General features: G+C 51.9%; 17 protein-coding genes and 2 pseudogenes. 10 read left to right on the forward strand and 9 right to left on the reverse strand.

The window, feature by feature from the left end:
- Nucleotides 1-106: 106 nt before the first annotated feature.
- A complete protein-coding gene (locus RY831_RS30860; RefSeq protein WP_326510151.1) occupies nt 107-1,123 on the reverse strand; it encodes an IS110 family RNA-guided transposase in 1,017 nt (338 codons plus the stop codon).
- Between the two features lie 477 nt (nt 1,124-1,600).
- On the reverse strand, nt 1,601-2,335 hold the full coding sequence (locus RY831_RS30865) for a glutathione S-transferase family protein (protein ID WP_326510152.1): 735 nt from the start codon (nt 2,333-2,335) through the stop codon (nt 1,601-1,603).
- A gap of 68 nt (nt 2,336-2,403) precedes the next feature.
- Here RY831_RS30865 and RY831_RS30870 point away from each other — a divergent pair, with 68 nt between their 5' ends.
- Together RY831_RS30870 and RY831_RS30875 are read left to right on the forward strand one after the other, a co-directional pair.
- Nucleotides 2,404-2,937 carry a TetR/AcrR family transcriptional regulator gene (locus RY831_RS30870; RefSeq protein WP_326510153.1) on the forward strand — a complete coding sequence of 178 codons (534 nt, stop codon included), beginning with the start codon at nt 2,404-2,406 and terminating at the stop codon, nt 2,935-2,937.
- A gap of 317 nt (nt 2,938-3,254) precedes the next feature.
- The gene (locus RY831_RS30875) at nt 3,255-4,217 is read left to right on the forward strand and encodes a cupin-like domain-containing protein (RefSeq protein ID WP_326510154.1); all 963 of its coding nucleotides are present in this window, start codon (nt 3,255-3,257) and stop codon (nt 4,215-4,217) included.
- Between the two features lie 468 nt (nt 4,218-4,685).
- Here RY831_RS30875 and RY831_RS30880 read toward each other — a convergent pair whose 3' ends face one another.
- Both RY831_RS30880 and RY831_RS30885 read right to left on the reverse strand, forming a co-directional pair.
- Entirely contained in the window at nt 4,686-5,555 is an 870-nt protein-coding gene (locus tag RY831_RS30880; protein WP_326510155.1) for a hypothetical protein, read from the reverse strand.
- Nucleotides 5,548-7,206, reverse strand: coding sequence for an AAA family ATPase (locus RY831_RS30885; RefSeq protein ID WP_326510156.1), 1,659 nt, complete (start codon nt 7,204-7,206; stop codon nt 5,548-5,550). Before RY831_RS30885 ends, RY831_RS30880 begins: the two co-directional genes overlap by 8 nt.
- 232 nt (nt 7,207-7,438) lie before the next feature.
- On the opposite strand from RY831_RS30885, the gene RY831_RS33465 reads away from it, so the two are divergent.
- A complete protein-coding gene (locus RY831_RS33465; RefSeq protein WP_437126344.1) occupies nt 7,439-7,642 on the forward strand; it encodes a transposase in 204 nt (67 codons plus the stop codon).
- A gap of 686 nt (nt 7,643-8,328) precedes the next feature.
- Here RY831_RS33465 and RY831_RS30895 read toward each other — a convergent pair.
- Nucleotides 8,329-8,598, reverse strand: coding sequence for a hypothetical protein (locus RY831_RS30895; protein WP_326510157.1), 270 nt, complete (start codon nt 8,596-8,598; stop codon nt 8,329-8,331).
- Between the two features lie 442 nt (nt 8,599-9,040).
- On the opposite strand from RY831_RS30895, the gene RY831_RS30900 reads away from it, so the two are divergent.
- The 4 genes from RY831_RS30900 to RY831_RS30915 all read left to right on the forward strand — a co-directional run bounded on the left by RY831_RS30900 (nt 9,041) and on the right by RY831_RS30915 (nt 11,765).
- Nucleotides 9,041-10,165, forward strand: coding sequence for a helix-turn-helix domain-containing protein (locus RY831_RS30900; protein ID WP_326510158.1), 1,125 nt, complete (start codon nt 9,041-9,043; stop codon nt 10,163-10,165).
- A 17-nt stretch (nt 10,166-10,182) separates the two neighbouring features.
- Nucleotides 10,183-10,452, forward strand: a complete 270-nt coding sequence (locus RY831_RS30905; RefSeq protein WP_326510159.1) for a hypothetical protein — start codon at nt 10,183-10,185, stop codon at nt 10,450-10,452.
- Nucleotides 10,453-10,526: 74 nt separating this feature from the next.
- Nucleotides 10,527-11,372, forward strand: a complete 846-nt coding sequence (locus tag RY831_RS30910; RefSeq protein ID WP_326510160.1) for a GIY-YIG nuclease family protein — start codon at nt 10,527-10,529, stop codon at nt 11,370-11,372.
- A 117-nt stretch (nt 11,373-11,489) separates the two neighbouring features.
- Nucleotides 11,490-11,765 (forward strand): hypothetical protein, encoded by a 276-nt coding sequence (locus tag RY831_RS30915; RefSeq protein WP_326510161.1) that lies wholly within the window; start codon nt 11,490-11,492, stop codon nt 11,763-11,765.
- A 35-nt stretch (nt 11,766-11,800) separates the two neighbouring features.
- Here RY831_RS30915 and RY831_RS30920 read toward each other — a convergent pair whose 3' ends face one another.
- Nucleotides 11,801-12,541, reverse strand: coding sequence for a hypothetical protein (locus RY831_RS30920; protein ID WP_326510162.1), 741 nt, complete (start codon nt 12,539-12,541; stop codon nt 11,801-11,803).
- A 519-nt stretch (nt 12,542-13,060) separates the two neighbouring features.
- On the opposite strand from RY831_RS30920, the gene RY831_RS30925 reads away from it, so the two are divergent.
- Both RY831_RS30925 and RY831_RS30930 read left to right on the forward strand, forming a co-directional pair.
- Entirely contained in the window at nt 13,061-15,109 is a 2,049-nt protein-coding gene (locus tag RY831_RS30925) for a hybrid sensor histidine kinase/response regulator (protein ID WP_326510163.1), read from the forward strand.
- Between the two features lie 66 nt (nt 15,110-15,175).
- Nucleotides 15,176-16,314, forward strand: a pseudogene (locus RY831_RS30930) (IS3 family transposase).
- A 61-nt stretch (nt 16,315-16,375) separates the two neighbouring features.
- Here the strand turns inward: RY831_RS30930 and RY831_RS33330 are convergent.
- Nucleotides 16,376-16,462: an integrase core domain-containing protein gene (locus RY831_RS33330; protein WP_367576115.1), complete on the reverse strand. Its 87-nt coding sequence runs from the start codon at nt 16,460-16,462 to the stop codon at nt 16,376-16,378.
- A gap of 6 nt (nt 16,463-16,468) precedes the next feature.
- Nucleotides 16,469-17,406: pseudogene (locus RY831_RS30935) on the reverse strand (IS3 family transposase); the annotation flags it as partial.
- Nucleotides 17,407-17,667: 261 nt separating this feature from the next.
- On the opposite strand from RY831_RS30935, the gene RY831_RS30940 reads away from it, so the two are divergent.
- A complete protein-coding gene (locus RY831_RS30940) occupies nt 17,668-19,158 on the forward strand; it encodes a methyl-accepting chemotaxis protein (RefSeq protein ID WP_326510164.1) in 1,491 nt (496 codons plus the stop codon).
- 961 nt (nt 19,159-20,119) lie between these two features.
- Here the strand turns inward: RY831_RS30940 and RY831_RS33335 are convergent.
- Nucleotides 20,120-20,212 (reverse strand): integrase core domain-containing protein, encoded by a 93-nt coding sequence (locus tag RY831_RS33335; protein ID WP_367576116.1) that lies wholly within the window; start codon nt 20,210-20,212, stop codon nt 20,120-20,122.
- Nucleotides 20,213-20,217 lie beyond the last annotated feature (5 nt).

A 20,217-nucleotide genomic window follows, 5' to 3' on the forward strand; every position in this document is an offset into this window, starting at 1 on the left:
GCTTTTCTTCATTGCTCCCTTTCATTTGGGAGCTATCTTCTCAAATTTGCCGTGGTCCGAAAATCCCAAGACAGGTCACTATGACTTGAGTAGAACGAACGCGTTTTCAAGCTGGCGCTTGGTAAGGCGTATTACTAGTGAGCAGTACTTGAATGACACGTGCATTCTTGTTGGCCAGCGCCACCGCCGCGCGGTTATAACCGCGCCGGGCGATCAATTCGCGTAACCAGCGACTGCGTACATCCATCTTGTTGCCGACATAGCGCAAGACTGATCTGGCACCGTGGACCAGCAGGGTGCGCAAATAGGTGTCTCCTTTCTTGCTGATGCCTTGGAGTCGTGACTTGCCACCAGAGGAGTACTGTTTCGGCACGAGGCCAAGCCACGCGGCCAGATGCCGGCCGTTCCTGAACTGCCTGGCGTCACCGACGGCGGCGACAACAGCCGTTGCGGTAATTGGACCGCTGCCATCAATGGCAGCAATCTTCTTACACAAGGTAGATGCCTTCATGAAGGACTTGATCGCGGTTTCGGCGTGGTCAATCCGGTCATCAAGTACGGAGATCTGCTCAAGCAGTTCGGTCAGCAGTGCCTCGCAGAACGGAGTTAGCTCGCCAGCACATTGCGCCAGTATGTCCGGCATCGCCCTTTTGAACGCTTCGGGTGATTGGGAAATAATGACACCACGCTCCCCAAGCAGACCTCTGGCCTGGTTGATGATAGCTGTTTGCTGCTGCACCAGCAGGTTACGCACCCGGTGTGCTGCCTGGATATCCTGTTGCTCGACAGATTTGATTGCCACGAAACGCATTGAAGGCCGACAGGCAGCCTCCACAAGAGCCTCAGCGTTATTGCGGTCGTTCTTGTTGGTCTTGACGAACGGTGCAACATACTGAGGGCTGATCAGACGGACTTCCATGCCAAGTTCCTGAAACCGCCGCGCCCAGTGGTGTGCCGAGCTGCAGGCATCCATCGCCACAACCTCGGGCTGGAGTTGCCGAACCGTTGTAAGCAGGTCAGCGCGATTCACCTTGGAACGGTGCAGTGCACGCCCGTGGCGGTCAGCGCCGTGCAGTTGGAAGACGCGCTTGGCCAGATCGATTCCGAGAACGGTAACCTTCATGATGGACCTCCGGTGAAGAACGGTTGATCGAACATGTAGTTTCCCCGAAGGGAAGGTGTCGGGTCCATCTCAGTAATTTACGACGGTAGCGCGATTTAGTATCCATGCGGGTTTGCGGGGAACATGTTTCAAATCCACATGAAAGTTATACATAGCGTAATTTGTCTATTGGAAATTATTAGACATTATGCGACTGTCTGTCATCAGCAGCTCCAGCCTGATTAAATGCGCATGTCGGAATAGGGCATCAAAGCAATGGGATGGACTCCTCCTCCCCCGCAAGGGGCACCCGGGAGTGTCAAACTGGAGTTCTCACACACCCAGTTGAAAGAGGGAGTCCACCATGAAGCTTATTCGCATCGGCGTTGATTTGGCAAAGAATGTGTTCCAGATTCACGGTGTTGACCGGTTCGAGAAGCCAATCTGGCGCAAGAAGCTCAAGATGTTCTGCTGCAGCCTTTTCTGTGCTCAGAGGTTTCAGCACCAGGCGTCCTCGATGCGGCGGCAAAAAGCGATCAGATTCGGACAGCCTTCTACGGCCGACTTCAATGGCGTATGTCCTGGAAAACCGAGGAGGTTCGCCAGAGCGCCATACACGGTTGCGTCAACAACCCCAGCTCGTTCGCCTAGGAAGAAAGGTTGCTGGCCGAGCAGTGCCGACAAGGAGCGGATGTCATCGACACCACGCGCAACAATCTCGTCCGGCTCGTAGCGCAAAATACCCTGACCGTGCAATGCCGCCTTGAGCTTGCGCCGGACGAGGCCTGCGAACAGGGTACGTAAGGGACCGGGCATGGTGCCGAAGTAGCCGTCACGGGTAACGGGCCAAAATTCGGGAAGCATCCATCGTTCCCATACGGCCACGAAATACAGGCTCTCCTCGACCATTCGCAGAATCGCATGGCCACGCGCCTGCTCTTCGGGCGTCCGCTCGAGATCCAGGTCGACGCCTCGTTCGCGCGCCAGTGTCCGGATAATGATGTTGCTGTCAGCCAGAGCGGCGCCGTTTTCCAGCAGCATGTACGGGACTTTTCCTGTTTTCGACTGCGGCGGCTTGTTCAGGGCTATGGTCTCGTAGGGAATCTCCGCCATCCGTAGCCAGGTTTCGAGCTTGAGGCAGAATGGACTTGGGCTCCGCAGCCCCCAGACGGGCCTCATTCCAACAATCCGAACAGATTGCATGACTTTCTCCAGCTGAAATTGCGGAACCATACCGCAAGGTATGGCGTATCATTCCACCATATTTTGCCTTTGTCAATACCTTAAGGTATGGTGACGGAATGGACAAAAAATTGAATCGACATCGATGGCTAACGGCAGGGTTGCAGGCGCTTGCGGAAGGCGGTCCGGAAACGCTGCGAATTATGCCGATCGCAGAACAGTTGCAGGTCACCAAAGGCAGCTTTTACTGGCATTTCAAGAGCCTGGAGGATTACCGGACGGCTGTGCTGGAGGAGTGGGAGCGGCACTACACTGGGGACGCGATCGCCTCCCTCGACCATGACCGAATCGATTCACGAGAGAAGTTGCGGACATGGATTGTTGGCGCCACCTATGCAGACTTGCGGTTGGAGCGCGCGGTGCGTTCGTGGGCACTGAACAATCCGGTCGCTACCACAGTGCGCCAGCGCGTGGATGCTGAACGGATCGACTTCCTAATCAAGCTCCTGTGCGGTGTCGGCTGGCCGTTGGAAACGGCGCGAACACTGGGGCAGTGGGCATATTGTGCCTGGCTTGGCTATGCCATCCTTGATGAGGTCGAGTTCACCGATCATCAGCTCGGGCTGATCCTATCTCGGCTGATACCTGACTAGGAATGCGGTGCCATGGTTATTTAGCCGCCGCCTTCGCATAGAACCCTTAGCCTCCCGTGTCCGCTTTGCGTCGCGTGCGGCCCTTCACCAAACAATTTGGAATGACAGCTTGCAGTATTTTGCAGACCCACGCCCTTGCAGGCATGACTGGCCGGTTGCGCCTGTTTGCGAACGCGTACAATCGCTCAGCCGCACAGGTATATTTAGTCATGCTGTCCAGCAGGCATCCAGATTTGGACTTGGGAACAAATGTTTCTTGGGCGGGAATATCCCTGGTGGTAGCTTCGAGGGTGGTAACGAAAAGGTGGTGAAGGTCTATGTCAAGAGCGAAAAATTCGGCGGTCCGTAATCAAGAACTGCCGCAGGCGCGAGTATCGCCACGGTTGTTGCCGCCTGTGCCTGCATTAATTTCCATGTCGCCCGAGGACGCTGTCGCCGAAAAGCAGAGGCGAGAGCGGAAGGATGCACTAGTTCGCGGAGTCACTTCGATACAAGAAGTGCGTGAAGCAATAAGGCGCGTCGGACGCGACATCCCAGCTATTTCCGCAGTGCCACGCATAGGCATGCTTGATGCCGCGGCGTTTCGCACTCGTGCCGTGAAAGGCCTGCCCTTCGTGATCACTGGGCTTGTCAGCCGGTGGCCATTGTCCGCTCTCACACCGCAAACGCTTCGTGATCGCTTTAGCAACCTGCGAGTGCGCGCGCGAGTGGGCGACTATGTCAATAAGGCATTCGCGCCTGATCGGGCCATGCAGGATATGTCAATGCTTGAATATCTGGACCTTGTTTCTACTGACACGCAGGACCTGCCTCCCTATCTAGGTAATCTGGAATTACGCGAATTGAATAGGATGTGCTACTGGCCCCGGTATTTTGGCAAGATGGGTCCGCCTCGCTTTTGGCTTGGCCCCTTAGGAACGGTGACGCCGCTGCATTGCGACTATGACGATAATATCTTTGCGCAGATATGGGGCACTAAGCGTATTTTCCTGTCTCCGCCTCACCACGACGAATTTCTATACACCAGCGAGGCGAATGCCGTCCTGTTCGGCTCTCCATTTAACCCTGAGGCACCGGATTTCGAGAAATTTCCCCTGGCGCGCCAGGCATCAATGATCGAATGCATTGTCAATCCGGGTGAGCTCCTGTATGTGCCTGCCGGGTGGTATCACCATGTTCGGTCGCTGACGTTTTCTCTTTCCGCCAATCGGTGGGCCCGGGCACTGCCGTTTGCACTGAACGGCGACCCATCCCTGCAGCGAATGCGCTTGTCTGGCTAAGTTTGAGAGTCGATTAAGGAGAAAATCATGCTTCCGCTTTTAGCCGCGTCCGGAAACTTGTCGGCTAAACGTCAATGGCTGGAATTGAACAAGCAGCAGCCGTATTTTAGATTTCTGTGCTGGGAGGGCATCCTGGGAACTCGATTGTCGACATTATAGGAAAAAGAGTATTTTTTCGACATTATGGCAACTTTGCAACTGCAATGCGAAGGACTTCGATCAGAAACGGAGATTTAGTTACGAAATTGACTATTCAATTAAGGGGCAAAGGAAAAACATTGATAAAATGCACGCAAAGCACGCGTCTCCTGTATGAGGTCGAATCAGAAATGGGCGTACAGTCTCGCAACTTATAAGCATCGGAGTTTATATAAAGTTATTTGCTGGACGCCAGAATAGATGTTGCCGTTTCTCCATTTACGGTGATACATGTCGGTATCGACATAATGATTTCAAGGAACCGACACTTTACGGCCAGCGTATTTCGTCAATAACTTTGTAACCATGCTCTCCGCCAATGTAAAGATCGCACAGTGATTTATGTTCATTGGTACTTAAAGTATGGACAGGGACGCGACGTGTCTCTTCTATGAAACCTTTGTCATACCAAAGGCCACCGTCCATTGAGAGTAGGTACCGAGCATGCATTTCATTCAAATTATTACTATCGTCAACAAGGCGAATGGTGATTCCAACATTTGGAGTCCCACTTCCTAGAAACCTCGTCATGGGTCCTTTGATTGAAGCTGTGTTGTAATCCCCCGTTTTTGCTCGTGACATGATGATGAAACGTCTATATTTCTTTTGTTGAACTGCAATATGAAGCATCGCCTTTAGAACTGAGAGACGCTTAGGGCGCAAAACATCAAGGTATGGATCGATTAGCCAAAGTTCGGTGCTCCTTCGTATAAGCGCTGATGCTACGCTCGCCAGTTCTATTGCCGATCCATTTATTGTGATCATTCGCGAGTCGCACAATGTCTCCTCTGAGAGATCATCGATTGTTGGCATGTCTGACTGCTTGTTCGCTCGCGCAGTAAATGCTTGGACGAGATTAGCTTCTTCGACCCTGGACTTTGCATTACTAGCCCAAGTTTTTTCTTCATTATATTGGAGCGTGGACGGAGAAATGCTGTTGTGATAGATTCGTAATGTTTCAATCGCCTTTGCTCGTTCAAGACCAGGCAATGTATCCAGTTGTTGCTTAACCATTTTTACCCACATCCGCGGATATTCTGCCAGGAAACGACCTTCTGTGAATCCAAACTTTTCAAGGACACGTCGTAAATCGCGTGCACTGGTGAAACTGCATGGTTCTATGCCAAACTGCTCATTCATCGAACAGGTCCTCCTCGCGTTCTGTGAAAAATCCCCGCGGCCATGGTGTCAAAAACTCCCCAGTGTCCGAAATCCTTATATGACGCACCCGTGTCGTGCCATCAAGGCTCGGATTGAAGTAAAACACCGACACTTGGTCTGGATCGAAGCGTAATTCAGGTGAGGCTGTGCGTTTAGCGTTGGTCTCCCTTATGCGCCTCAACAACCTTAGTATGAGGTGCTCGCTATGCGTTTCTACGATGAGTTGGCGTCCTGTATTCGTAATCTCAATCAACGCATCAGCTAGACCGGCCTGTAAAGCTGGGTGAAGGTGCAATTCGGGTTGTTCAATGAAGACTATTTGACGCTCGTAGCTCCAACCTGCTGCTAACACTGGTAGCACATAACTAATTCCACTGCCGACATCGTCTAATCGTACAGATCTGCCCTGGTTGTCTATCAAACCAAGCGATACCAAGGAACTCCCATCCATGACTTCGTCGACATCAATGTTCTTATTTAAAATAATTTCATGAAGTGGCGTGGATAGCATCAGTTGTGCCTGGATGGTGACTTGATATCCTCGTTCCAGGAACAGATGTGTAGAAAGTGCCTGGTTCACGCGATTGAACCTGTCTTCCAAATCTAGATACCTACCAAGCGGCTCGATGACGACATTATTCTCTTTTTCGTTGTCGGTTGACTCCTTCATTAGCCCGCGCAAAACCGCAGCGAGCCCGGCTTCTGCGAGCGAGGAGAAGTATGCTGTTTTTGGAAAGTGAACTTGCGATTCGATTAACTTTATCAGCGGAGATTTTCGCTTTCTATAGTCTTTTCGCCCTAAGACCTCGTTGTGTGGCACATAGAAGACTAGCTCAGAGTGTCGGGGAACGGTACGTTGGCCAGACACACATAAGGGCTGCAACGCGTTTGCAACATTCTCGCTTATTAAGATAGTGAACAGTTCGGTAGTACGGATTACCAGGTCACAGAAAGATTCATCAAGGTCGAGCCACTCTTGAAATTCCGTCCAATGGATATATCGACCTTCAGTTTGAGCACCATCAAGGCGAAAAAGGCATTCATTAACAGTGACACGAATAGAATCATCGCCTCGCACGGAGTTGAAGATTTCTGGTGGAAGTCTGCTCCGGAAGACGTCTAACAACAACGGGTGATCTAAGTGTATGTCAATTCGCTCCGGGGAGATGCCTATAATAGGGAGGTTATCGAGTGAATATTCGATATGCACGTCCGATTCGTCAATTTCAATTTGAATCGATAATGGACGACTATCGGGCCATCCTGTAGCCAGATCTGGATACTTCTGACGGAGTATGTTCCAGAAAAGATATACCGAGCTACTGTTACTGTAGTCCCATTCCCCTAATGAGCCCTGCAGTTCACCTTCTACTGCTAAGGTCAATGGGGCCGAGGAATTTTCGCTACCGTCATTGTATTTCCAACGATTGATAAGTGCAGTGCATTCCTTTCTACGATCAAACCATTGGTTGCCTAACATCATAGATACAAGCGCTAATGCATCGTTAATGGCGCTTTTTCCAGCACTATTTGGGCCAAATAGGAGAGTAAGTGGTCGAATCGGAAGAGAGCAGGGAGCTTTCAGTGACTGAAAATTAGCTACACTCAACGTTTTAAGGTCAAACCCCATTGTCGGTTCCTCAGGAATTTTAATAGCTTATTTTGTTTCATTCAATGTCGGGTTAATCCCTGTCAAAGCAGTTGCAGTAGAGCCAATTATTACTCCGGTTTGGGCGGTTGGTCTCGCTTCTGTAATGTAGGACCGTCGGCATCAGTAGAGCAACCCCCATTTCACTCAGACATCGAGCTTTCTATAACGCCTAGGCATAGACCTAGTGCTATGCCTATGTTTTGGAGTGGAAATGGAAAATATCGAGGTGGTAACCAGCGTCCAGCGCCACAGGCGATGGACGCTCCCTGATAAACGGCGCGCTGTCGACGAACTCAACGTGGCAGAGATGACGGTGTCCTATGTCGCGGGAAAATATGGTGTCTCTCCTGGCCTCCTATTTCGTGGGAGAAGCTCGTATCTGAAGGTTGAAACAGGCGATCAAGGCAGACGATGATGTCGTAGCCGCAACAGAACTGCGTGAACTGAAGAAGCGTATTCGAGAGCTGGAGCGGGTGCTAGTCTGCAGGACTCTGGAGAGCGAGATTCTCAAAGAGGCTGTCGCCGTTGCCTATGAAAAAACTGATCTCGTGGTTGTCCCCCTTGCCCGACGAGAATTCCCAGTGAAGCCCGTGGCGAAACACTCAGGGTCAGCCACTCGAAAGATACCGGCTATGTGGCCTTTCTAAGGGAGCGCTACTTTAACGTCTAAACTCCGGGAGTCTAAACCGTAACGCGGCAGGCTCGACAAAAAAAGGCCCATGCCAATAGTTGTCGCAGAAAAACTTATTAACTTTATGCGGCGTCTTCCATCAGAGGTTCTAGCTTGATCGACGCCGGATGTCGTAAAAGCGCAGAAGCCGTTGTATCCGGAACTCATACACCAGCTAAGGGGAAAAAAGCGGCCCGTTATTGCTCTAGTAATTGCCGTCACCACCCTCGGTAAAGGCCTTCATTAGCAAGGGCAGTAACTCGACATCTGGCGGTCGTTCCATGTAAGGAAGACCTCCATTCAGTGTTTGAACGGTCCGAGCGGCAAGAAACGCACGCTAGAGCCCCCTATCCTCGAAAGGGATTAGCGTACCAAGCCGTTGCCCATTTTCTTCGATCTAAGGAGAACCACGCCGAGCCAGTGACGCTCTCTCAGACGCCGTACTTCATTACTTCCGAGATTGGCCTGCGGCCGGCAAGCTCGATCCATTGATCACCGTCCAAGGTTACCAACCGGCCGCCAATAAAAACATCCTTATCGTCATACGATTTAATGGTTCGTGAAGGTGCAGATACATCGACTGCTTCGCACATGATCATGAAGCACGGTGCCCCTTTTTGAATAAGCGATACATGGTTCAGTCGTTCTAACCAACCAGGACTAGATGACCCTAAGTATTTTTCGTTATGTGTTGCCATCATGAACCATTTGCCTTCATGCTTACGCTTTCGGTCTTGCCATACTCTGAGGAATACAGCACCGTCTGCAGGCCTTACACTACCCCAGGACCAACGCGAGTTCGTTAGGTCAGCTCCAAGCTTCCGGTATAAATCAGTCAAACTGGTTTGCATAATGGCCCACTAGATCGTCATCGGAAAAAATTCTTGTGCGTCCAATCATAATATCTTCCTAAGACGAGCTATTGAGGTCAACTAACCACTGCCTAATGCTGGATAGCGGTAAGTTAGCTCTTGTTACTAGTCTACAACCGTCCAAATGCGGCCCACATGTTGTTTCTTCTCAACTTCTATGACACAACGCAAATATAGTTGAATAGAACCTCGGTTTGTCGCTTCGACTCCTTAGAATGACGCATATTCAATGTACTCATTCATATTTAAGTTGTGTCAGGAGCGAAACAATATGGAAAACATTGCGGAGTTAAATGATGACGCGCCGGACGCCGGCAACCTTGAGCAGTATGTCTTTCATTACCCATTCGAAGATTTCAAAAATGATATGCGCTGGGTTTTTTATCTGCAGGCGCAGATGATCAACGCGATGAGCGACCCCGTAACGGCACTACAGTTGCTCGGCAAAGCAGAGATTAATGGTTCGAACGCTGCTTACTTCGATCCGGAATGTATTCCGGAAGACCTTGATTTTACCTATGAGCATATTCGGCAAACGCCCTTTGCCCGTAGCCTTGAAGCCATGTACCGCTATGCCTACCATGGGGAAATCGACCATACGCTCGAGCCGCTGGGCCCCGGTGGTTACCATATAGTGATGGCGGCCATCATCAATGATCTGGCCACATCTCGTCTAGTTAACTTCTGGATGTATATCGGCGGGCAGGGCAAAGAAAGCGTGATGAACTGCCTTCGCACTGCAGAATTAGCTAATGCGCGCCTAGTGCTGGAGGGACATGAACGGTTCTTCAACTTCGAAGGCAACGAGGACTACGCATCGCTTACCAAAGATGCGAACGAACGGCCTCCACAGGGCGGATTCGGACGGGCTCTCACCATTCGTCAGATGGCGTTACTCGCCGACATGGGCGAACCAACGATCCGAACGGCCGCCAATCGGAAGCGTCCGGGTCATATCCCAACTTTTTCACACGGCGGACGGACATTGATCTCTATTGACGACGCTAAGGCTTGGTTGAAGCGGAAGGGGCGTTATTTGCCGGTCAAAACTGGAAAGGATTTGGACGTAGTAAATCTTGCGGCGCGCCGAATTGCTGACATAAACGATTTGCTGACCATTATCTCGGTCCGTTTGTCCATGCTTGACTGCGTCGCTGAGAAAACACCACGACGCGCCACTCTTTTCCATGAACTGAGCAAGCAATTCGGCTTTACCGTGCAAGACGCATCAGCGCTCTGGCAGCCGGAATTCCTCCATGCACTCGCCGATCTGCTGTCATTCCCGCATGAGCTGTTTTTCTTGCGCGTGAAGGAAATGCTAGTGAGCGAACAACTCAACGCTGTCCGTCAGGAACTGCGGATTGCATCCGAGAAGACATTACTTGGATATGCGTAATCACGAGGAGGCTAAAGATGAAGATCACTTGCCATGCACAATTACGGCAACAACAGCGGGGCATTCCGCGTTTGATTATCGACTTGTTGTTGGATTTCGGCGCGGCTAAACGATCCGGCGAAGGCGCCACGACACACTATTTCGATAAGAGGTCCAGGCGAAAACTGCAAGCGTATGCGGGCAAAGTAGCGCCTTTGCTAGCGGAATACTTGGACTATTACGCCGTAGTCAACAGCGATGGCTCCGTCATTACGGTAGCGCCACGTATCAAGAAGGTCCGACATTGAGGCACCCAGTACATGTCTCACTGTAGTTATTTCAAGAAACCTGCCTAGCCTGTAAAACATTGAAAACTCCGAACATGACAAACGACCTTACCCGATTAGAGAGCATCGGTTTTGCACATGCTGGAAAATGGGCTTTAACTTCGCGTGGGCTAGAAGCGCAGCTCGATCCCAACCTAGCAGCAGGACAAAACGCCCTATACGCATTTGTCGTCAATGGCACTCTGACCTATATCGGAAAAACGACCAAAACGCTAAAGGAAAGAATGCAAGGCTACAAAACGCCGGCCGTATCTGCCGAAAGAGGCGGCTCCACGAATATCAAGAATAACCGCAACATCGTAGAGGTGCTGTCGAACGGCGGTTGCGTGGATATCTACGCTTTTATCAATCAAGGAGAGCAAAAACATAGAGGGTTTTTAATCAATCTTGCTGCCGGCTTGGAGGATGTGCTGATTAAAGAACTTTCTCCACCTTGGAATGGTAGGCAGTTCGTTATATCGACTGAAGGCACGGACCAACTCAAGATATCGAAAATAGGGACCGTTGAAACGCTGCCGGCGACGATGAGTGATGCCTGCGCCGACATAGCTGCTTCCCGTAGTAATACCCCAATACCCTCTCATAAAAGCCCTATCAAATACAATCTACGTGCAAAGAACGAATCCCGACTGACAAAAGCAGACTTTGAAAATATGCTGCGCAGAACATTTACTGAAGCGACCAATGTTGGGGAAGACTATATCGACATCCGCTCAGGAGATTTACACACTAGGGTTGGCGTCTATCCCAGCAAGGGGCATTCAATGCCTACCTGCTGTACAGTTATGTATGATGCAATGAAACCAGGTGATACAGTACTTCAAGCACCTCCGAAAGGAAAAGGGGCTAATGTCGTCGTACGATATCAACTTCCTAGGTAAATGGGCTGCCACCGGTCGATGGAAGCTTTGGGCGCCTAACGGTGCATTGGAGCGATCTGGCTGGCCGCGTTTCGAAAGATTATATAGTGGACGTAATGCAGAATCCGGGAAACGATAGTGTTGATCTCACTCGACACTGTCGCACGATATCGGCCAACCGATCTGCTCTCTCGACAGGCCATGCGCTTGATGCTCTATGTCGAGCATCCCTCTATTTTCTTGTTGATTTGGACTTTTGGCATCGGGTACTCAAGTCCGACCCAGCTAATTCAGGCGATAGAAGACAACGTGATTGCAAAAAATGAGCTAGAGCGCTATACCGACCTCTTTCAAACAGAGGTCGGTAGTACCTTCGAGTTGCAACGCTCGCGCGGCTCCACTGGTACTTGGTAACGGACCTCGCTTATGTCTTTTTTGCTAACATGTACCTATCGAGCATGGGTAAAACAGACACTGTCGCCAGGTATAGCCGGGAAATTGCAGACAGTGCACCTCGCTATCCCACTAAAGGGTGAAGTAGTTAGAGACTTCTTTGCGTGCGCTTTCCGGATGTGCTTAGCTAATCTATCCGGCCTAATCAGGGCGGTACATTGGGAACATTTTTCCAATCTCGATTGATCAGCTGAGTTTTTCAGTGCGCGAATTGCCCCTTCTTCTTCAGCAGGCCTATGCAATTGGAGCGGCCACTTTTCTCGTAGTCGCCCCAAAACATGTTGCAGTTCGATCATCTGCGCCAGGGTCGCTTCCAATTCAGCTAAACCATAGGCAGTTGAGCGCTGTTGTGTAGAGGTAGGTAATCCGATGACATTGACTACTTTTTCAGCTATGTGATCAACGCCCCATCGACCATGAATCCATTCGTTACGTACTGCCCGCAATCTATTGGCATCAGTGATCCATTGAAGGTACACGGTACGCACTTCCGACTCGTCGGGGGTACGCTCCAACACTTGTTTCTCAAGACGGGTGAGCCGCGTATGGAAATTTTCTTCCATGACAGTCTCAGTAAGGGTTTCAAGCCACTTTCCTCCATCGACCCAGACGAGACAGAGGCCTAGAGCCATGTCCAGCCGTGAGAATTCAAATACCATCTGGCCTAACAACGTAGCCGCATGAAACTCTAGTTCACAGCGCCCCCGTGTCACTTCTGCTTCAGTCCATTTACGCATCTCAGTCTCCAATCTAACGCAAAACCGTGCACCATTGGCGAAGGCATTATTCTTTGAAATTTATTACCGTCACCATAATAACGGTTAAACACCCTAGTAAAGGTTATGACGTAGTCTTGAAGAATCCTAAAAGTTTCTCCCAGGAATTCTTTTGACATTATGCGACTGCTGTCATCTGCAGCTCTAGCCTGATTGGATGCGCATGTCGGAATAGGGCACCAGAGCAGTCATTCGTCGAAATTCCATTATAGGCAAAAATTGACCACAAGCAGTCATTCGACCTTGGTGCACTTGAAACGAGAACGCCTCAAGATTCGTAACCACTCGAGCAAGGATTGTTGGCCAGTTGAAGTGTCCGCGCTCCAGTTGCCCAGCCAGATTGGAGGGGTTTACTCTTGAGAACGTGTTTTATCAATAGTAAAGTGGCGCGCTACGTCACCATTGGCTTGTGATGCAATCTAGCACTTCCATGCAGTTCACCGCTTCCCTCTTGCTTCATTTCAATTTGGTAAAAGAACAATGAATAACAGCCCCCCCGCCGCGTCCGCTCTTAATTTCCTGAATGGCGGCGGCAACATGGGCATGATGATGCGCGCCCATGACTGGTCTGCCTCGCCACTAGGCTCCCCCAGCGACTGGCCCCAGTCTCTGCGCACCGTCGCGGAGCTGTTATTAAATAGCAAATTCCCGATGTTCGTGGCCTGGGGGCCCGATCTCGGTTTTCTCTACAACGACGCGTACGCCGAAATCCTGGGCGCCAAGCATCCGGCCGCGCTGGGCCAGCGCTTCTACGACATCTGGTCGGAAATCTGGCCTGATATCAGCCCACTGATCGAGCGCGCGCTGCAAGGCGAGGCCACGTATAGCGAGCGGCTGCCGTTGACGATGAACCGGAAAGGCTATGACGAGCAGACCTGGTTCACCTTCTCGTACTCGCCGGTGCGCGACGACCGCGGCCAGGTGGCCGGTATGTACTGCGCCTGCGTGGAGGTGACCGAGCAGGTGCTGGCTGAAAAATACCGTGCCGAAGAAAATGAGCGCTTCCGGACGTTGTTCGAGCAGACGCCCAGCGCTACCGTCATTGTGCGGGGACGCGATCACGTGTTCGAGCTGGCCAATCGCGCTTACTACCAACTGATCGGGCACCGCGAGGTCCTCGGCAAGCCGGCCCGCGACGCAGTGCCGGAGTTGGTGGCGCAAGGTTTCATCGATCTGCTGGACAAGGTATATGCCACCGGCGAGCCGCTCTTCGGGCGTTCCATCCCCATCAAGCTGCAGCGTGAGCCCAGTGGTCCACTCGAAGATCGGTTCGTGGACTTCGTGTATCAGCCGATCCGCGACGCACGCGGCAACGTTACAGGCATTTTCGGTGAAGCCAACGACGTTACCGACCACAAGCTGGCTGAGGATGAACTACGTGCGCTGGCCGCTGATCTATCGCAGGCGAACCGGCGGCAGAGTGAATTCCTGGCCACCCTGGCCCATGAACTGCGCAATCCGTTGGCGCCCATCCGGACCGGTCTGGACCTGATGCGCGTCAATGGCGCCAATCCGGCCACCGCGACAAGGATCCGCGAGATGATGGAGCGGCAGACAGACCACCTGGTCCATCTGGTGAACGACCTGCTCGACATCGCGCGGATCAACACCGGCAAGATCGAGCTCAAAAGAGCGCGCGTTCTGTTGAAGGATGTCGTGCTGCATGCGGTGGAAACCACACTGCCGGCGATCGAGGTCAAGCACCACGATTTCAGTGTACAGGTGCTCGACGAGCCGATCTGGCTTGATGCGGACACAAACCGGTTGTCGCAAATTATCGGGAACATTTTATCGAACGCGAGCAAGTACACGCCTGAGAACGGCAAGATCGCCTTGTCGGTGCGGCGCGAAACGGATACGGCTATTATCACCATCACTGACAATGGCATCGGCATTCCGGACGAGGAGCTGCCGCACATTTTCGCCATGTTCACCCAGACCAGGGATGGCAAGGGCCATGCGCACGGCGGACTGGGTATCGGCCTGAACCTGGTCAAGCGACTGACCGAAAAGCATGGCGGTACGGTCAGCGCCTCCAGCGCGGGGCCGGGTCAGGGCAGCACCTTCACGGTCCGGCTGCCGATCACGCCACCGAATACGGCCGGTGCGGGAGATCTTTTGGGCACTCGTGACGATCGCCCTGAGCACGCCGTGGAATCGCTGCGGATCCTGATCGCCGACGACAACGAGGACGCGGTGGAACTCTTGCAGCACCTGCTGAAGATCAATGGACATACGGTCGAGGTTGCCCATGATGGACATGCGGCGCTGGACAAGGCCCGGCACTTCCTGCCCGACCTGGCCCTGCTGGATATTGGCATGCCGGGAATGAATGGCTATGAACTGGCGGGCCGATTGCGCCGATTGCCGGAGTTGCGTTCAACGCGGCTCGTGGCCTTGACAGGATGGGGCATGGAGAGCGACCGTGACCGCGCCCGGGCCGCCGGTTTCGATCGTCATCTGACCAAGCCGATCAATATGCATGATCTGAACCAGGTTGTGTCAGAGGTCGCGTCAGCATCGAAATAAGGTGACGTGACCGGCTGATTCCAGTCCAGGTTGAGAGAGAATTCAACCTAGGAAAGGAACCATAAGGTGCCCCGCAAGAGTTTTACCCCCGAACAAATCATCGCCAAGCTGCGCCTTGTTGAAGTCGCCATGGGCAGCGGCAAGAGCACTCAATTGGCCTGCAAGGAAGCTGGCATTTCCGAACAGAGCTATTACCGCTGGCACAAAGAATACGGCGGTCTACAATATGACCAGGCCAAGCGATTCAAAGAACTCGAGCGCGAGAATGCCCGCCTGAAGAAGCTGGTGGCCGAACTGTCGCTGGAAAAAGCCATGCCCAAGGAGGTCGCGTCGGGAAACTGGTAAGCCCCGAGCGACGCCGTCGTGCTGTGTGCATGCTGCAGGAACGCTTTGCCGTCTCAGAGCGTCGTGCCTGCCATGTAGTGGGTCAGCCACGTGCAGTACAGCGCTATGTGCCGACAGTGCGCGTTGATGAGGATGAACTTACCCAAGCCATTGTTGCTCTGGCGGCCGAGTACGGCCGTTATGGCTACCGTCGCATCACGGCCTTGCTGCAATCGGGCGGTTGACAGGTCGGACGTGACCGCGTACAGCGCATCTGGCGTCGCGAGGGGCTCAAAGTACCGAAGAAGCAGCGACCCAGAGGGCGGTTGTGGTTCAACGATGGTTCTTGCGTACGCCTGCGTCCACAACACCGCCATCATGTCTGGAGCTATGACTTCGTGCATCACACCACTGAAGATGGACGCAGCCTGCGGCTGATGACACTCGTCGACGAGTTCTCGCGCCAATGCCTGGCCATTAAGGTCGGACGTCGACTCAACGGCATGGATGTCATCGAGACGCTGGCCGACGCCATGCTGGAACATGGCATTCCAATGCATATACGGTCAGATAATGGCCCAGAAATGACATCGAAAATGGTACGCGACTGGCTAGAAAAAGTAGGGATAAAGACGCTGTTCATTGAGCCGGGCAGCCCTTGAGAAAATGGCTATTGCGAGTCGTTCAATGGCAAGCTGCGCGATGAGCTGCTGAATGGCGAGCTGTTTTACAGCCTGAAAGAAGCCCAGGTCGTGATTGAACAATGGCGTCGCCACTACAATACGCAGCGCCCGCACTCGTCAGTGGGATATCGGCCGCCCGCACCCGCTGCCTACTCATTGGAGCCCGTCATATCTGCCCAACCTGAAAACATGCAGTAGACTCTAACTCTCTCACAAAAGCTGGATTGGAATATCGGTCACGTCACCCCAGAGACAGAAACTAGTTGGCGTTCAGGCACTCCTCCCTGAAGCGGTCGTTAAAGGACTCGATATAGGCATTGTCCGTCGGCTTGCNCCCCAGAGACAGAAACTAGTTGGCGTTCAGGCACTCCTCCCTGAAGCGGTCGTTAAAGGACTCGATATAGGCATTGTCCGTCGGCTTGCCCGGCCGGCTGAAGTTGAGCGATACCTTATGTTCATACGCCCATTTGTCGAGCGCCTTAGAAATGAATTCCGGCCCATTATCAACGGACGGTGTACACATAGGGCCTCCATGACTTCAACGACGTGTTCACCCGGGATACTGACATCGACATGGATTGCCAGACATTCCCTGGTGTAGTTATCCATGACGGTCAAGGTACGAAGTCGTCTGCCGTCATACAGGGCGTCCGATACGAAATCCATACTCCATGCTTCGTTGATGGCTTGCGTCATTACTCCGCGTTGTCGTGCATGCGCACTTCGATGCCGTCTCGGACGTTTGCTGCGTAATGCTAGTCCCTGCTGCGAATACAGCCGATAGACGCGCTTGTGATTGATGTGCCAGCCTTCCCGCTGCAGCATCATATGAATGCGGCGATATCCATAACGCACACGTACCTCCGTGATTTCCTTGATCCGCATTGCCAGCAACGTCTGGTCCGGCGCTATGGACTGATAGTAGTAGACCGATCTCGACAGTTGCAGAACTGCGCAGGCCTGGCGAAAGCTGGCGCGAAAACGTCTGATCAGATCATCAACCAGGATGCGCTTGCGAGACGGTCTTATAATTTTTTTAAGCACATTCTGAAGCATGGCCTTGTCGAGCGACAGGTCGGCAACTCAACGCTTGCATTTGGCGTTCTCTTTCTCGAGTTGCCTGGATCGGCGCAGTTCCAATGGCCCCAGTCCACTGTACTTCTTGCGCCAGTTATAGAAGGTCGCATCGGACACGCCCATCTTGCGGCAGAGTTCGTCAACAGGCGTACCTAATTTAGCCTGCTTGAGGGCAAAGGCGATTTGCTCCTCGGTGTAGCGGGATTTCTTCACGGCACGTACTCCTTCGCGCAATTGCAAATTGTGCCGGATTTCCTAAATCACGTTTGTCCAGTTTCCCGGTGCAGGGTCAAAAACGGTGGGATCATGTTGATATATTCGCATTCCACAAAAAAGCGCACGTTATGGAGAGCTTGACTCCTGCATGCCCATTCTCTAACATCGAATGGAAATTGCCGTGTAGAAACAAAATGCGGCCTGGAAGGATGTCAATATCGACAAGACCGTAGAGTTTTGCGTACCTAAGGAGATGCGGTGAAAAGATACTTAACTGGGACATCTATCCAGTCCGTTTTAGTAAGCATGGGGGCGCTCTCAAGCATTTCCCTTATCGGCCTTACCATTGTCGCGGCAACTGCGCTTTCTGACTCTGCCTCTATTGCGATTGGTGTTCTCTGCGCTTTGATGGTGCTTCTGAATACGGCATGCACTGTCTGGCTTGTTCGGCGCATCGTAGCTCCGCTGAGGGAAGCTGTCGTTATCGGACAAAAGATGATCCAAGGCGACTTAACGATTCATTTCAGCGCTAGGGGAACAGGGGAGATCGCAGCAGTTCAGGATGTGCTGAAGGATCTGAAAGATACGCTGTTTAATATCGTACGCGACGTACGCAGCGGTTCCATTGCCATCAATACCACAGCTTTGTCTGTCAATTCGGATAACGCCACGCTGTCGGCACGGAATGAAACACAAGCCGGTTCCATCGAAGAGACTGCAGCGTCGCTGGAAGAACTTGCTGCTACAGTCAAGCAGAACGCCGACGCGGCGATGCAAGCCAATAATGTTGTTAATTGTGCAGCCGATCTTGCAGCTAAGGGTGGAGACGTTGTCCGGGATGTCGTTACAACAATGGATGCAATTAGGAGTAGCTCGCACAAGATTGAGGAAATCATTGGCGTTATCGATGGCATTGCTTTTCAAACCAATATCCTTGCCTTGAATGCCGCCGTCGAAGCAGCACACGCTGGCGAGCAGGGTAGAGGCTTTGCCGTCGTCGCATCCGAGGTCCGCAGCTTAGCTCAGCGGTCCGCCCAAGCCGCTCGCGATATTAAATCGCTCATTACCGATTCTGTGGAAAAAGTCGAGTCTGGCGCACACCTGGTGGACGAAGCCGGCCGCGCAATGAAGCAGATCGTCACCTCGGTGGAAGACGTTGCCGGGTATGTAAAAAGTATTGCTAATTCCACGCAAGAGCAAAGCTTAGGTATTCAACAAGTGAATCACGCAATGGTGCAGTTCGAGGTCATGATTCAGGAGAATACGGAACTAGTCACCAATGCGCTTAAAGCATCAACCAACCTGAAATCGAGCGCTGCTTCTTTATCCGACGCAGTAGTCGATTTCAAGCTGGGCTCAGAAATCGGCACGGCAGACGAAGCGGTTGAACTGGTAAAGAAAGCCGTCACCATGGCCAAAGCTGAAGGTTTGCAAGCACTGATAGAGGAAGTAGGCAAACTCAATAAAGGTAAACTGGTGTACAAAGACTTGTATATTGGTATCTATGGATTTGACGGTTTTATTAAGGCGCATGGTGCCAACCGCCATTTTGTTGGCTCGGACACCAGCCGCACTCGTGACAAGAATGGAAAAGCGTTCATCGCCGATATGATAACGATCGGTAAAGCGAAAGGAAGTGGCTGGGTCGAGTACCTTTTCGCCCATCCTACAACGCAAGAGATCAAGACAAAAGCCTCTTATCTGGAGCGATTCGATGACGTAGTTATTACTTGTGGCTGTTACGCGTGAGCGATTGTGCATAATACACTCCTCACTTAGCGAAAAGTTGTGCCTGCTTCATACACCAGGTCACTTGGCACCCATGATGCAGAACGAGGCGAATAGGATCTATCTGCATACGCAGTCGTCATGCATTGACCAGATCTTGACTATTTCGATCAGGTATATCAACAGACGTTGTCGCGGCCCTGACTAGTTGTAAATTTATTAGATAGGAAGGTTGTGCGGTGTTCGTAGAAGTTGAATTTTGTCGTCCCGTTCCTGATGGCGATACCATTTTTAAAAACGTTCCAAATGGAGCGTGTATCGAGGTAGACGGAGTGCTCTATGTTAGACAAAGCGAATGGGTTTCTTTCCTGGCACAGATCAGGCAAACGATTGTTTCTTAACAGGCGGCAATCGTATCGGTTTGCCGACGATTCTATATCGGACAACAGTCTGACCATTGCGAGCACATAGAAAGTGCGAAGGCGTATCAGGTGTGTAAGGAGCTAATTGCGGCTGTGGGCGGCACTGCGCGAAAATCTGAAAGAAGACGTCATAAACGCAGCGCAAGAGTAGACTGGAATCGGGACGAACAAGGAGGCTGCAACGCCGCGCGTCACGATTAGTCGGTCAGGGCGGTGACTGCCTTGAGAGAACGCAGTATGTGCACGTGTTCTTTTAGAGCATGTTTATTCGCCCGTCTGTAGGTCAGGCATACCCAAACGAGTACGCGAGAAACAGGCGAATAAACCTGGCAGGCCGTCAATGCGGATCCCAAATGGGGATCGTCCGGCAACTGTTTCACTTTGATACCAAATTGTCAGACATGGGCATGCGTAAGGAGAAGGGGAATCGTTATACGTAAAAGATTTCAATATATTCTTTGATGGCTGGGCTCTACAGGTCCTAAGTCCTACCGGGTTGCCACTTCAAAGCTCACTTGGTTTGATACGCGGATGTAATGACCCAGCAGAATCTGCTCAGATCAAGCTGCTAAAGCAAATGCCTCGGCAGGCGTTTTCATGCCCAGCGCTTGATGCGGACGCCGGGTGTTATAGAAGCCAATCCAGTCTGCAATAACCC

It is taken from the genome of Noviherbaspirillum album (assembly GCF_035916955.1).
GTDB lineage: Bacteria > Pseudomonadota > Gammaproteobacteria > Burkholderiales > Burkholderiaceae_D > Noviherbaspirillum > Noviherbaspirillum album.

What these genes read in the sequence shown, in the direction of transcription:
- RY831_RS30860 (WP_326510151.1), bottom strand. Translation starts at nt 1,123, where the DNA reads ATGAAGGTTACCGTTCTCGGAATCGATCTGGCCAAGCGCGTCTTCCAA.
- RY831_RS30865 (WP_326510152.1), bottom strand. Translation starts at nt 2,335, where the DNA reads ATGGTTCCGCAATTTCAGCTGGAGAAAGTCATGCAATCTGTTCGGATT.
- RY831_RS30870 (WP_326510153.1), top strand. Translation starts at nt 2,404, where the DNA reads ATGGACAAAAAATTGAATCGACATCGATGGCTAACGGCAGGGTTGCAG.
- RY831_RS30875 (WP_326510154.1), top strand. Translation starts at nt 3,255, where the DNA reads ATGTCAAGAGCGAAAAATTCGGCGGTCCGTAATCAAGAACTGCCGCAG.
- RY831_RS30880 (WP_326510155.1), bottom strand. Translation starts at nt 5,555, where the DNA reads ATGAATGAGCAGTTTGGCATAGAACCATGCAGTTTCACCAGTGCACGC.
- RY831_RS30885 (WP_326510156.1), bottom strand. Translation starts at nt 7,206, where the DNA reads ATGGGGTTTGACCTTAAAACGTTGAGTGTAGCTAATTTTCAGTCACTG.
- RY831_RS33465 (WP_437126344.1), top strand. Translation starts at nt 7,439, where the DNA reads ATGGAAAATATCGAGGTGGTAACCAGCGTCCAGCGCCACAGGCGATGG.
- RY831_RS30895 (WP_326510157.1), bottom strand. Translation starts at nt 8,598, where the DNA reads ATGATGGCAACACATAACGAAAAATACTTAGGGTCATCTAGTCCTGGT.
- RY831_RS30900 (WP_326510158.1), top strand. Translation starts at nt 9,041, where the DNA reads ATGGAAAACATTGCGGAGTTAAATGATGACGCGCCGGACGCCGGCAAC.
- RY831_RS30905 (WP_326510159.1), top strand. Translation starts at nt 10,183, where the DNA reads ATGAAGATCACTTGCCATGCACAATTACGGCAACAACAGCGGGGCATT.
- RY831_RS30910 (WP_326510160.1), top strand. Translation starts at nt 10,527, where the DNA reads ATGACAAACGACCTTACCCGATTAGAGAGCATCGGTTTTGCACATGCT.
- RY831_RS30920 (WP_326510162.1), bottom strand. Translation starts at nt 12,541, where the DNA reads ATGCGTAAATGGACTGAAGCAGAAGTGACACGGGGGCGCTGTGAACTA.
- RY831_RS30925 (WP_326510163.1), top strand. Translation starts at nt 13,061, where the DNA reads ATGAATAACAGCCCCCCCGCCGCGTCCGCTCTTAATTTCCTGAATGGC.